Origin of the sequence: Micromonospora endophytica, assembly GCF_003236305.1 — a bacterium.
In the GTDB taxonomy this organism is placed as follows: domain Bacteria; phylum Actinomycetota; class Actinomycetes; order Mycobacteriales; family Micromonosporaceae; genus Micromonospora; species Micromonospora endophytica.
In genome coordinates, this window is sequence record NZ_POTX01000001.1 from 110134 (window position 1) to 122618 (window position 12485).

14 protein-coding genes are annotated in these 12485 nt (G+C 68.4%); 5 read left to right on the forward strand and 9 right to left on the reverse strand.

Annotated features, from left to right (window positions below):
• Positions 1–12: 12 nt before the first annotated feature.
• Entirely contained in the window at positions 13–1164 is a 1152-nt protein-coding gene (locus C1I93_RS00430; protein WP_111241164.1) for a DegT/DnrJ/EryC1/StrS family aminotransferase, read from the reverse strand.
• The gene (locus C1I93_RS00435) at positions 1161–1961 is read right to left on the reverse strand and encodes a phytanoyl-CoA dioxygenase family protein (RefSeq protein WP_111241165.1); all 801 of its coding nucleotides are present in this window, start codon (positions 1959–1961) and stop codon (positions 1161–1163) included. Before C1I93_RS00435 ends, C1I93_RS00430 begins: the two co-directional genes overlap by 4 nt.
• A gap of 233 nt (positions 1962–2194) precedes the next feature.
• Here C1I93_RS00435 and C1I93_RS00440 point away from each other — a divergent pair, with 233 nt between their 5' ends.
• The 4 genes from C1I93_RS00440 (at position 2195) to C1I93_RS00455 (ending at position 5996) form a co-directional block, all read left to right on the forward strand.
• Complete coding sequence (locus C1I93_RS00440) at positions 2195–3433, forward strand: beta-ketoacyl-[acyl-carrier-protein] synthase family protein (protein ID WP_275938109.1); 1239 nt, start codon at positions 2195–2197, stop codon at positions 3431–3433.
• A 61-nt stretch (positions 3434–3494) separates the two neighbouring features.
• On the forward strand, positions 3495–4721 hold the full coding sequence (locus tag C1I93_RS00445) for a ketosynthase chain-length factor (protein ID WP_111241167.1): 1227 nt from the start codon (positions 3495–3497) through the stop codon (positions 4719–4721).
• 67 nt (positions 4722–4788) lie between these two features.
• On the forward strand, positions 4789–5052 hold the full coding sequence (locus tag C1I93_RS00450; RefSeq protein ID WP_111241168.1) for an acyl carrier protein: 264 nt from the start codon (positions 4789–4791) through the stop codon (positions 5050–5052).
• Complete coding sequence (locus C1I93_RS00455; RefSeq protein WP_220039546.1) at positions 5049–5996, forward strand: aromatase/cyclase; 948 nt, start codon at positions 5049–5051, stop codon at positions 5994–5996. The genes C1I93_RS00450 and C1I93_RS00455 overlap by 4 nt, the downstream gene beginning before the upstream one ends.
• A gap of 80 nt (positions 5997–6076) precedes the next feature.
• Here C1I93_RS00455 and C1I93_RS00460 read toward each other — a convergent pair whose 3' ends face one another.
• From C1I93_RS00460 to C1I93_RS00480, 5 genes are all read right to left on the reverse strand, one after another.
• Positions 6077–6862 (reverse strand): SDR family NAD(P)-dependent oxidoreductase, encoded by a 786-nt coding sequence (locus C1I93_RS00460; RefSeq protein WP_111241169.1) that lies wholly within the window; start codon positions 6860–6862, stop codon positions 6077–6079.
• 82 nt (positions 6863–6944) lie between these two features.
• Entirely contained in the window at positions 6945–7748 is an 804-nt protein-coding gene (locus tag C1I93_RS00465; protein WP_111241170.1) for an AfsR/SARP family transcriptional regulator, read from the reverse strand.
• Positions 7749–8146: 398 nt separating this feature from the next.
• A complete protein-coding gene (locus C1I93_RS00470; RefSeq protein WP_111241171.1) occupies positions 8147–9004 on the reverse strand; it encodes an LLM class flavin-dependent oxidoreductase in 858 nt (285 codons plus the stop codon).
• 17 nt (positions 9005–9021) lie between these two features.
• Positions 9022–9672 carry a DsbA family oxidoreductase gene (locus C1I93_RS00475; protein WP_111241172.1) on the reverse strand — a complete coding sequence of 217 codons (651 nt, stop codon included), beginning with the start codon at positions 9670–9672 and terminating at the stop codon, positions 9022–9024.
• Positions 9669–10013, reverse strand: coding sequence for an antibiotic biosynthesis monooxygenase (locus tag C1I93_RS00480; protein ID WP_111241173.1), 345 nt, complete (start codon positions 10011–10013; stop codon positions 9669–9671). Before C1I93_RS00480 ends, C1I93_RS00475 begins: the two co-directional genes overlap by 4 nt.
• Positions 10014–10107: 94 nt before the next feature.
• Here C1I93_RS00480 and C1I93_RS00485 point away from each other — a divergent pair, with 94 nt between their 5' ends.
• Positions 10108–10587: a MarR family winged helix-turn-helix transcriptional regulator gene (locus C1I93_RS00485; RefSeq protein ID WP_212808397.1), complete on the forward strand. Its 480-nt coding sequence runs from the start codon at positions 10108–10110 to the stop codon at positions 10585–10587.
• Positions 10588–10590: 3 nt separating this feature from the next.
• On the opposite strand, the gene C1I93_RS31300 is transcribed toward C1I93_RS00485, so the two are convergent.
• Complete coding sequence (locus C1I93_RS31300; protein ID WP_181444945.1) at positions 10591–10752, reverse strand: hypothetical protein; 162 nt, start codon at positions 10750–10752, stop codon at positions 10591–10593.
• 17 nt (positions 10753–10769) lie between these two features.
• The gene (locus C1I93_RS00490) at positions 10770–12281 is read right to left on the reverse strand and encodes a tagaturonate reductase (RefSeq protein ID WP_181444946.1); all 1512 of its coding nucleotides are present in this window, start codon (positions 12279–12281) and stop codon (positions 10770–10772) included.
• Positions 12282–12485: the final 204 nt, after the last annotated feature.

The window sequence follows — 12485 nt, forward strand, 5'->3', positions numbered from 1 at the left end:
GCGTACGGGCGATCACAGGGTCGTCAGCACGTGGCGCAGCGCTTCGATCACCCGGTCCTGGACGTCGGTCGGGAGGGACGGGTACATCGGCAGCGAGAAGATCTCCTTGGACAGCCGCTCCGTGACGGGGAGCGCGCCCGCGGGATAGCCGAGATGAGCGAACCCGGTCATCGTGTGCACCGGCCAGGGATAGCTGATGTTCAACGAGATCCCGTACGACGTGAGCCGGTCGATGATCTGGTCGCGCTGCGGATGCCGGACCACGTAGACGTAGTAGACGTGTTCGTTACCGGCGGTGGTCGTCGGCAGACGCAGCCCACCGTCGCCGACGAACTCGGCCAGCCCCTGCTCGTAGCGGCGGGCGACGGCACGGCGTGCGGCGACATAGGTGTCCAGCCGGCGGAGCTTGCGGCGCAGGATCTCGGCCTGCACCTCATCGAGTCGCGAGTTGTGCCCAGGGGTCTGGACGACGTAGTAGACCTCCTCCATGCCGTAGTAGCGCAGGCGTCGGAGGTTCCGGTCCACCTCGTCGTCGGAGGTGACGACGGCACCGCCGTCGCCGTATGCGCCCAGCACCTTGGTGGGGTAGAAGGAGAACGCGGCCGCGTCGCCGTGCGTGCCGGCGAGTCGTCCGTGCTGGCGGGCACCGTGCGCCTGCGCGCAGTCCTCGAGAACCCGCAGACCGCGCTGCGCCGCCAGGTCACGCAACGGCGCCATGTCCACGCACTGTCCGTACAGATGCACGGGCAGCAGTGCCGCGGTGCGTTCGGTGATCGCGGCGGCCACCTGGCTGGTGTCCATGAGGAAGTCCTCGTCACGGACGTCGACGAAGACCGGCGTCGCACCGGCGCCGTCGATCGCCACGACGGTCGGGGCGGCCGTGTTGGACACGGTGATGACCTCGTCTCCGGGGCCGATCCCGAGCGCCTCCAGTCCCAGCTTGACCGCGTTGGTGCCGTTGTCGACACCCACGCAGTGCGCCGCACCGTGGTAGGCGGCGAACTCCTGCTCGAACCCGCGCACGCTCGCACCGAGGACGAGCTGCCCGGACCGGAACACCTGGTCGACGGCGTCCAGGATGTCGGCGCGTTCGGCCTCGTACTCGTCGAGATATGCCCAGACCCGCGTGGTCGTCGAGATACCTGGCTGTTGCCGCAGGCTCATCGGGCGGCGCCGATGAGCGGGAAGAGGCGATCATCGTCGAGAGGCTGGCCGGGCAGCATCCCGCCCAGGTCGTCCGGGACCAGGGCGCTCGGCTCGAAGACCGACTCGGCGTCCATGTAGACGGTGGCCAGCGACACCCGTAGCTGCGCGGTTTCGTTGCGGCCGGCCAGGTGCAGAACCCGCTCGTGGTGGAAGGTGCAGTCGCCGGCCCGCAACGGCACAGTGACCCGCGGCTCCCAGATCAGGTTCCTGGGGCAGCCGAACGGATCGGAGCGCTCCGTGGGGGACGGATCGCGCTCGTGGGGCACCAGGTGCGACCCGGGAATGAAGGTCATGCAGCCCCGCTCGACCGGGACATCGGTGAGTGCCACCCAGGCGGTCAGGCCGACGGGACGGCCACTGAAGGGAATCGCCGGAGCGTCAGCGTGCAAAGGTGTCGGTGCCGACCCGCTGATCGCCTTGCGCAGCAGTTCGGACTTGAACATGCGCAGCGGTACGCCGGCCAGCCGCTCCGCGATCGCGGTGACCCGCGGGTGCAGGGCCAGGGCGCGCAGGTCGCCGCTTCTGCGGTCGACATGTGGGACCCAGTCCATGACCCGCCCGTCTGGGCGGTCCCAGGTCACCTTCTCGGCCTGGTCGAGCTCCCGCTGCGCCGCGGCCAGCAGGTGGTCGACCTCCTTCCGGCTCAACACCCCAGGGACACGGACGAAACCCTGTTCCCGATAGTGGCGGACCGTCTCCTCGGAGACGTGGTGTGTCGTGTCGTCCGGTGCCGCGCCCGGCCTGTCGTCCGGCATCGTCGGGCTCCCTTCGCCAACAGGTCCTGCGACTGGCTGAACGTGCCGAGTGTCGAGGCAGCTGCTCGAGGCGCGGTCGAGTCGGCCCGAGCCGCGCCGCGAGTCGGCTTCGAGTGGGTCTCGAGCGGCGTGCCGGAGTCTGCTGACAACTTCTACCGCGCCGCATGCCCGCTGCGGTCACACCCCTCCGGAGGTACGCGATGGACACGTCGAGCCGTGGCCGCCGAGTCGCCATGACGGGAATGGGCGTACGCAGCCCCGGCGGTGTCGGGGTCAAGGAGTTCTGGGATCTGCTCACGTCGGGGCGCACGGCAACCCGAAGAATCTCGTTCTTCGACGCCGCCCAGTTCCGGTCCCAGGTGGCCGCGGAGGTCGCGTTCGACGCGCTGGCTGAGGGCCTGACCCCACGCGAGATCCGCAGGATGGACCGCGCCACGCAGTTTGCCATGGTCTGTGCCCGCGACGCGGCCACCGACAGTGGCCTGGACTTCACCGCGCTCGACCCGTTCCGGATCGGGGTGAGCCTGGGCAGCGCGGTGGCCTCGGCCACCAGCCTGGAGAACGAATACCTCGTCATGTCGGACCGGGGCCGGGACTGGACTGTCGATCCCGCCTACCTGTCTCCACACATGTTCGACTACCTCAGCCCGGGTGCCATGCCCGCCGAGGTGGCCTGGACCGTGGGCGCCCAGGGGCCGGTGACCATGATCTCCGACGGATGCACCTCAGGTATCGACGCCGTGGGGCACGCCGCTCAACTCATCCGCGAGGGCACCGTCGATGTCATGCTGACCGGTGCCACCGACGCCCCGATCTCACCGATCGTCGTGGCCTGCTTCGACGCGATCAAGGCGAGCACCGCACGCAACGACGATCCCGAGCACGCGTCGCGACCTTTCGATCGCACCCGGGACGGATTCGTCCTGGCCGAGGGTGCCGCCATGTTCGTGCTCGAGGAGTACGAGTCGGCTCGTGCCCGGGGGGCGCACATCTACGCCGAGATCGGCGGCTTCGCGACCCGCTGCAACGCGTACCACATGACCGGGCTGACCACGCACGGTCGAGAGATGGCGCAGGCCATCACCGTCGCGCTCGACGAGGCGCGGGTGAGCCCGGAGCAGGTGTCCTACATCAACGCGCACGGGTCGGGGACGCGGCAGAACGACAGGCACGAGACCGCCGCGTTCAAACACGCGCTCGGGAAACACGCCTACCAGGTACCGATCAGTTCCGTGAAGTCCATGGTCGGGCACTCCCTCGGTGCCATCGGCGCGATCGAGATCGCCGCCTGCGCCCTCGCCATCGAGCACGACGTCGTGCCGCCGACGGCGAACCTGCACGAACCCGATCCCGAATGCGATCTGGACTACGTCCCGCTGACCGCCCGGGAGCTGCCCGTGCACAACGTACTCACGGTGGGCAGTGGGTTTGGCGGGTTCCAGAGCGCGATGGTGCTGCGGGCCCCGGCATGAATTCCGACGATCGGCGAAGCACCCGGACGTGGAACGGCGCCAACGAAGCGGAGATGCAGCGATGACCGGTTCGGTTCGTACCGTGATCACCGGCATGGGAGTGGTGGCGCCCAATGGGATCGGCACCGAGCGGTACTGGCAGGCGGCGCGCGACGGTCGCAGCGGTATCCGGGAGCTGAGCCGGTTCGACACGTCGGGCTATCCCTACCGACTGGCGGGACAGATCGTCGACTTCGTGGCCGAGGAGCACATAGGTCGGCGACTCCTGCCACAGACCGACGTCTCCACCCGACTCGCGCTCGCTGCCGCGGACTGGGCGATCGCCGATGCGAGTGGACTCGACGGCCTGGCCAGCGACCGGATGGGCGTGGTCACCGCGAATGCTCTCGGCGGGTTCGAGTTCACCCATCGCGAGTTCCGCAAGCTGTGGCGGCAGGGCAGCCCGTACGTCAGCGTGTATGAATCGTTCGCGTGGTTCTACGCGGTGAACAGCGGACAGATCTCCATCCGCAACGGGCTGCGCGGGTCCAGCGCGGCCCTGGTCGCCGAGCAGGCCGGTGGACTGGACGCGCTCGGGCACGCCTGCCGGACCATCAGAGGCGGGACCGATCTCATGATCACCGGCGGGGTGGACTCGGCACTGGACCCCTGGGGGTTCCTCTCCCAGTTCGCTGGCGGGCGGGTCAGCGTCGAGCCGGACCCCGCTCGGGCGTACCTGCCGTTCGATGCCGCCGCCAGCGGGTACGTCCCGGGTGAGGGCGGAGCCATGTTGGTCGTCGAGTCGGCCGCGAGCGCGCACGCGCGCGGAGCCGCCCAGATCCACGCCGAGATCGCCGGGTACGCGGCGACCTTCGACCCTCCACCCGGGTCCGGGCGTCCCTCCGGGCTACGCCGAGCTGCCGAGCAGGCGATCGCCGGGGCGGGGCTGGTGCCAGGCGACATCGGGGTGGTCTTCGCAGACGCCAGCGGGGTGCCGGAACTGGACCGGGACGAGGCGGCGACGATCAGCGCCCTGTTCGGTCCGGGCGCGGTGCCGGTGACCGCGCCCAAGGCGCTGACCGGCCGGCTCTACGCCGGCGGCGGTCCTCTGGATGTGGTCACCGCCGTGCTGTCACTGCGCGACGGGGTCATTCCACCGACCGCGCACACCACTGCGGTTCCGGAGAGCTACCAGATCGACCTCGTGTTGGGTGCGCCACGCGAACTACCGCTGCCCGCGGCGCTCGTACTGGCTCGTGGGCGGCACGGATTCAACGCCGCCGTCGTCGTCCGGGCCTGGTCGCAGTGACGAACCCGCACCCCAGAGATGTGCGCGGCGGCCACCGCCGCCTGCCGACGACCCGAAGGAGGAGAGCATGACGCAGCTGAGCATCGACGACATTCACCAGGTGTTGGTGGAGTCCGCCGGCGAGGTCGAGAACATCGCGCCGGACGAGGACGTCACCGGACGGACCTTCGAGGAGTTGGGATACGACTCCCTGGCTCTGATCGAGACCGCCGCCCAGTTGCGGCAGCGTTTCGGCATCCATCTCGAAGACGATGCCGTCCTGTCGGCCGAGACCCTCGGCGGGCTGCTGGCCCTGGCCAATGCGGCCGCCACGCGGCGGGTGGAGGGGTGACCGCCTCGACCAACGCACACTGGACCGTGCACACGCTGGCGGTGGATGCCCCGGTATCTGTCCTGTACGACCTGGTCAGCGACGTCACGGTCTGGCCCGCCATCTTCGGACCCAGCGTGTACGCGCGGCCGCTGGCCCACGGTCCGGGATGGGAACGTTTTCACCTCTGGGCCCTGGTGAACGGCGAGGTGCGGCAGTGGACGTCCCGGCGTGAGTTCGATCCGGTACGCCGCACCATCACCTTTCAACAGGAGCACAGTCAGCCGCCGGTTGCCGCGATGGGGGGCAGCTGGTCGTTCCGTCCGCTGCCGGACGACCGGACCGAGATCGTCCTTGCGCACGACTTCGTCACCGACGGCAGTCCGGACGCCGCGGAATGGATCAACGCCGCGCTGGACCGCAACAGCGCCGAGGAACTGTCCGCGCTGGCACACGTCGCCGACTCCACCACCAGCGCTGAGGAGGTGGTCTTCTCCTTCACCGACACGGTGCACTTTCCCGGCGATGCCGCGGCTGCCTACGAATTCCTGTTCCGGGCCGACCTGTGGGCGCAGCGGTTACCGCACGTGGCACAGGTCCGACTGGACGAACGGCCCGGGGGTGTGCAGGTGTTGGCGATGAGCACCCGGACCGCGGACGGCGCCACGCACGAGACCCGGTCGGTTCGGGTCTGCCAGCCGGGCGAGTGGATTGCCTACAAACAGCAGCTCACCCCCGCCCTGCTCTACGGGCACAGCGGGGTGTGGACGGTGCAGCAGGAGTCCGCCGGCGCGTTGGTCAGCTCCCGCCATACGGTCGCGCTCGACCGGGAACGGGTGGCCACCGTACTCGGGCCCGGCACCAGCCTCGCCGAGGCCCGCGACCAGGTGCGACTGACGTTGGGCCGGAACAGCCGTGCCACCATGGAATTCGCCGCGGACCATGTCCGCCGGCAGCGGGCCTGAGCCTTACCGGTGCGATCCCACGGCGCGGCGGACCGTGTACGCCGCAGGCGGCAGCAGGTCCGCCCGCGGCGTACACGTCGTCAGTAGTTACCGAGGCCGCCGCAGACATTGAGCGCCTGGGCGGTGACGGCTTGGGCATCGTCGCTGGTCAGATACTCCACCATGGCGGCGACCTCCACCGGATCCACATAGCGGCCGATGGGCACCCGAGCCGTGATGCGGTTCTTGGCTTCGGTCTCGTCCACGCCCCAGATGGCGGCATAGTGATGACGCACCCGCTCAGCCATCGGCGTCTCGACGAACCCCGGGCAGACCGCGTTGACGGTGATGCCGGTCTTGGCGAGTTCGAGGCCGAGCGCCTTGGTGAAGCCCACCACCCCGTGTTTGGACGCCGAGTACGGCGCGGCATGCACCACTCCCTGCTTGCCTCCGGTTGACGCGATGTTGATGATGCGGCCGCTTCCGGCGGCCAGCATGCCGCCGACGTTGAGTACCTCCTTGGTCATCAGGTAGACACTGTTGAGGTTGGTGTTGATAACGTCGAACCACAGTTCGTCGTCGAGGTCGGCAGTGGCACCGCCGCCACTTCGACCCGCGTTGTTCACCAGGATCGAGATCGGCCCGAAACGATCCCGGGCGGCCCGGACGTACGCGCGAATCTGTTCCGGTTGGGAGACGTCGCAGGTCGTCCCGTCCACCTCAAGGTCCTGTTCCTTCAACTCTTTCACGACGGCCGAGACGTTGTCGGCGTCGCGCGCACCGACGAAGACGGCGGCGCCGCGCCGGGCCAGCCGGGTGGCGATCTCCAGGCCGATTCCACTGGTGGCGCCGGTGACCACAGCAACCGGCCGGGCAGTGTCAGACATGCGAGCTCCTCAGGTTGACCCTCCTGTCAGGTGCAGGTTGACGCATCGGCCTCGAGCCGCGATCGAGCCGTTCTCATGCGGGTCAACCGGTCAATTGCTGGAACTCCTCCTCCGGGTCCGCGATGGGGTTCCCGCACAGGATGGCGTGGTGCAGCCGGCGCAGCCGCGCGGACGGTTCGACGCCTAGCTCATCGACGAGCATCAAGCGCAACGCCTGAAACTCCTGCAGTGCGCGTCGCACGTGCCCGGTGCGGTAGAGCGCCAACATGAACTGGGCGCGGAAACCTTCGTGTAACGGATGTTCGTCCACCAGGACACTCAACTCGGGCAGCAACGCCGCGTGACGCCCGAGCCGCAGCGAGACGTCGATCCACTGCTCCAGCACAGCCATCCGGCGGTGCTCCATGCTGATGACCTCGCGTTGCAGGATCCGGCCGTGTGGGACATCGAGCAACGCGCTGCCCTGCCACTGCCCCAGTGCCCGCCTGAACAGCGTGGCGGCGGCCGGTAGGTCGCCGATCTCGTAGGCGGCATCACCGGCGGCCGCCTGAGCCTCGAACTCGCGTAGATCGAACCGGCCGTCGCCCAGCTTGAGCAGGTACCCGCCGTAACAGGTGACCAGGACATCCTTTGCCGAACGGCCGGATCCTGCGGGCAGTGCGGCGGCCAGTTTGTTACGGATGTTCAGCACATAGGTCTGAAGGGTGGTGGACGCGCTGCGAGGAAGACGGCTGCCCCACAGTTCCTCCATGAGGACGCCTGCCTGCACCACTCGGTCTCCACGCAGCGTCAGCAACGCCAGGACCTGACGCGGTTTGGCGGCGCTCGGAACCACAGGGCGCCCATTTTCGGTGACCCTGAGTTCACCAAGGACATTTACGTTCATCGCCACCTCCGTCGTTGGTTCCCCTCCCGCTCCAACCTTCCTTCGGAACCGTCGAAATTCTCTCACGACGCGCCTGGCGGCCACAGGGATCGCCAGATTAAAGATTCCTCAACGAACTATTGCGGAATAACTTGCCGGTGGCCGGCCGATGTCATTTGCGCAGGTGAAAGTGCCGCGTGCGTCGGGGGCGCGCGGCACGACAAATGATCACTTGTGAAATTGGCGTTAAACTCAGACAGGACTCCGGGCGGCATCACACCATGCTGCGGCGAGAATGATTGTCGAACCCCCAGGGTGGCGGTGCTGAAGATCCAGTTGCCGGCCAATTAGCGTTGCGTTCTGGTCAGCCCGGATCGGGGTGGTGTGTCGGGACAAAGGGGCTGACCTCGCTGCGGCAGTCACCAGCCGAGGGCGTCAGCGAGCAGATCAACCTGGCCGGGATCGGTGTTGTTGCCGGTGAGGATGAGTTCGTCGCAGCCGTTCTGCGCAAACTCGGCGACGGCTGCGGTGATCTGATCGGGCGAGGTGAGTGCGCTGTCGATGCCGTACTGTGCCCATTCCTCCCCAGCGAAGGCATAGTAGGGGCCGATGGCGCGGCGTACCGCCTCTTTGGCGTCGGGGCCGATGGCGAACATGGCGGCGGTAACGACTCGTGGACTGTCGACGCGGCCATGTGCGGTCCACGCGTCACTCAGTCTCGGCACGAACTCGATGAGATCCTTGACGGAAGCGGTCCCGGCCAACCATCCGGTGCCGCGAGTCGCGACGCGTCGGATGCTGGCCGCCGACGTGCCTCCGAAAAACAATGGCGGGCCGCCGGGTGTGGCCGGTGGCAGATTGATGCCCGCACGGTCGTTGAAGGCGTCGTGGAGCACGCCAACCAGAGCGTCGAGTTGTGCGCCCCGCCTGGTGTACTCCACCCCCGAGGTGGTGAAGTCGTCCTGCCGGAAGCCAGCTGCCAGGCCGAGTTGCAATCGATGCGGACCGGCAATGTGATCGAGCGTGAGAATCGACTTCGCGAAGAGCAGATGATTAGTGTGCAAAGGTGCCAGCAGCACGCTGGTCACTAGTCGGATCCGATGTGTGGCGGCAGCGACGGCGCTCAACACCGTCAGTGGCTCGGGCGTCGACCACAGCAGCCGGTCACTCACGGCCACCGAGCTGAACCCTCGCGCCTCGGCCCGCCTTGCCCACTCGACGAACTGACGTCCGTCGCTCCAGAGGGCATGGCCGGGTAGCCCGATTCCGATCTCCATTGGTTCCTCGTCTCGGTTCAGAGATCGACGGGTCGAAGTGCCTCGTCGATCAGTTGCCGCAGGGCGGTCGCCGGTGCCACCAGACTGATGGGTGGCCGATCGCCGATGACCATGGACGGCACCGAGGTCACCCCATGGCTGCGGGCAAGCCGCTGGTCGGTCCGCACGTCGGTGGCGAAGGCGTCGCTGCCGAGTGCGGAGCGGACGTCGTGTCGGTCCAGTCCCGCCCCGACGCCGATCTCTTCCAGGACCGCGTGATCGGCGATGTTGAGCCCCTCGGTGTGGTAGCCGTGCAGCAGGCTCTCCAGCACCTCCGACGCCCGGCCACGCGTCGCGGCGAGCTTGACCAACCGATGGCCGTCGAAAGAGTTGACTGGGCGGGCGAGGTGGAGGTTCATCGCCAGCCCCTCGGCGGCGCCCATCGCGCGGATCTCGGCGATTCGCGCGGCCGCCGCAGCGCCCCACCAGGTGGGGGCGGCCATCTGCTCGGCCGCCGTCGGACCGGGTGTCCGGCTGAGCTTCGGTGCCAACTCGACGCTGCGCCAGCGCACCTCGACCCGCTCGCGGGGTCGGTCGGCGAGCGCGGTGGCCAGTCGGCGGTGGCCGATGTAGCACCAGGGGCAGAGGATGTCGGCGTAGGCGTCGAATCGCGTCGGGGTTTCAGTCATGACGTGCCGGCGCTGACCTGGTGTCGCAGCCGGAACCGGTTGATCCGGGTGTCGGACAGACCTGCCAGTCCGCTGAGCGTCTGCTGGATGTCGGCCATGACCGTCGCGTTGTCCGGCGACGCTTCGAACGCCCGGAAGGCGGACTCGTTGTTCCACCGCACGATGCTGAGGACGTGGGCGCCGTCGATGCTGGCGAGGAACTGCGTGGACTGATAGCCCGCGCGGTGGCTCAGCCAACGCTCGTGGAGGTCGATCAGCGCGTCGATGAGGGCTTGCTGTGTGTGCTGCCCGTCAACTGTGTGATCGAGGACTGTGCAGAAACCGGTGTGGCTCAACTCCACGACTCCACTCAATAGTTCACACGTAAACGGTTCTTCCGTGGAGGGTAGGGGACGACAGTTCACGCGTCAACCGTGCCTGCGGTAGGGTCGTGTCGTGGCGACGATCCGGGCCAGGGCAAGCGATGATCAGCTGGCCGCTTGGCGAGCGCTGCACCGTGCGGAGTCGCTGCTGTTCGCGCACATCAACACTCATCTGCGGGCGAAGCTCGGTCTGACCTACTTCGAGCGCGAGGTGCTCGCCGCGCTCGACCAGGCAGGTGGTCGGCTGCGAATGGCTCCGCTGGCGGTCGCGTTGATGATCTCCCGCAGCGGCGCGACCCGGCTGGTCACAAAGATGGAAAAGGACGGGTGGGTCGTGCGGACGACTCCGCCGACGGACCGCCGGGCGACCTGGGCGGAGCTGACCCCCACCGGACGCGAACTGCTGACGGCCGCGCAACCGATAGTGGACGCGGTGGTGTCCACGTTCTTCGCCGACCATCTCGCTGGACCCGAGCTGCGCGGCACGGCCAGCTCCCTGATCAGACTCGCCGATGCCAACCCCGGCATCGGTGAGTTCGAGTGCGGCCTGTAACGGTCAGCCGTCCAGGCCCAGGCGGTCGAGTCGGCCACGGGTCACCCGAGCGATCTCCGCGACCCGCTCCGGGGTCGAGCTGCGCCGGGGTGGGGTAAGGCTGAGCAGGAGAATTCCGCTCCGCGCGGTCGCCAGCATAGCCCGTAGTGAAGAGGTGTCTGGCATGACCACGATCGTACGGGTCAGGTCGATTCGGTTTCTCGCTCGCCGAGCAGCGCGGACAGCACACCGGCCGGCTCGTTTCCGAGCAGCGCGCGTACGTGGGCAGTGGTCTCTGCGGCCAGACGCGTCGCCGTCGCGGCGTCACCCAGCTCCGACCAGTTGAGCGCCGCCATGACGTCCGCGATCCACGGGCCGGGATGAGCGGCGTCGAAGCCGGCCCGCAGCCGGCTCAGCAGCGCCTCGTCGTCGCGGACCTCCACCTGCCCGAAGGCGCCCGCGTAACTGGTCAGCAGGCAGGCGAGAGCGAAGACCCCGAGGTCGGCCCGCCGCCCGTGGGACCACGCGTCGAGAACCACCGGCAGGTTCCTCGTCCGCCATTTTGCGAGCGCGTTGAGCCGGATGTCGGCGAGGAGGTGGTGCAGTGCGGGATTGCGGAATCGGTCGAGGATGGCGGTGGCGTACTGACGCAGTTCCGTCGCGTCCCCCAGGCCGTCCGGCAGCGACGCCAGCGACGGCAGCACCTCGTCGTGGAGCAGGTGCCGCAGGTAGGCACCGACCATCGGGTGCTGTACGGCATCGCGCACGGTGTGGCAGTTCACCAGCGGGCCGATGGCCGCCATCGCGGTGTGTGAGCCGTTCAGGATGCGGACCTTGCGTTCGCGGTAGGGCCGGATGTCGGGCATGAACCGCACCGGCAGACCAGCCCGGTCGAGCGGGAACTCGTCGCGGATCGCCGGTCCACCGGCGATCGCCCAGTCGGCGTAGTGCTCGCCGCGGACGATCAGCCGGTCGTCGAAGCCGAGCGCTGCGCGGAGTTCGACCGCCTCGTGCTCTGGCAGCCCCGGCACGATCCGGTCGACGAGGGTGTCGTAGAAGCGGCAGTGCCGGGTGACCCAGTCGATGAACTCCGCGGCGAGCGCCGCCTCGGTGGCATGTCGCACCACCAGGGAACGCAGCGTCGCACCGTTGTCCTCGATGAGTTCACAGGGCAGGAAGGACAGGCCCCGCCGGGGGTCTCCGGCGAAGTGAACCCAGCGTTCGTGCAGCAGCGCCGTCATCTTGGCGGGGAACGACGTGGGGGGTGTGGCGTCCAGGTCGTCGGGGACGTAGACGATGCCGGCGTCGGTGGTGTTGGAGATGACCAGGCTCAGCGACTCTTCGTGCATCAGGTCACGGCAGCGGTCCCAGTGCTGGTACGCGTCGACGACCGACTGCACCGCCGTCACCAGAGCCGTCTCGGTGAACGGACGGCCGTCCCGGACACCATCGAGCAGGACGTGAAACATCCCGGCCTGCTCCACGAGTCGTCCGGTCACCCGCTCGGGCCGCGGCGTGGCCTTCATGACCACGATGCCGTGCCGCAGGACCCCCGCGTCGTTGGCCCGGTGCACCATCCAGTCGGCGAAACCGCGCAGGAAGTTGCCGGCACCGACCTGCAGGATCCGGATCGGCAGGCTCTCCCGGCCCGGGGCGGCCTCGCCGAGCGGCCGCAGCTGCTCCGCGCGGATCACGCCACCGGGCCCATCTGCCACCGGACAACCCTGCCACGGCCCAGGCCCAGGGGTGAAGACGGGCGCACTCAGTCTCCTCGATCGGTCACGTCAAGCACAGGTGACCAAACTCTATATTGATGACACGGAAGGCGTCGGCGTCGACCGGACGGGTGCGGTGGTCCGGGGCGACGGAGCGGAGGAGGGAGCGGGCGTGACGCGGCGGAGAGCTCTTGTGGTCCGGGG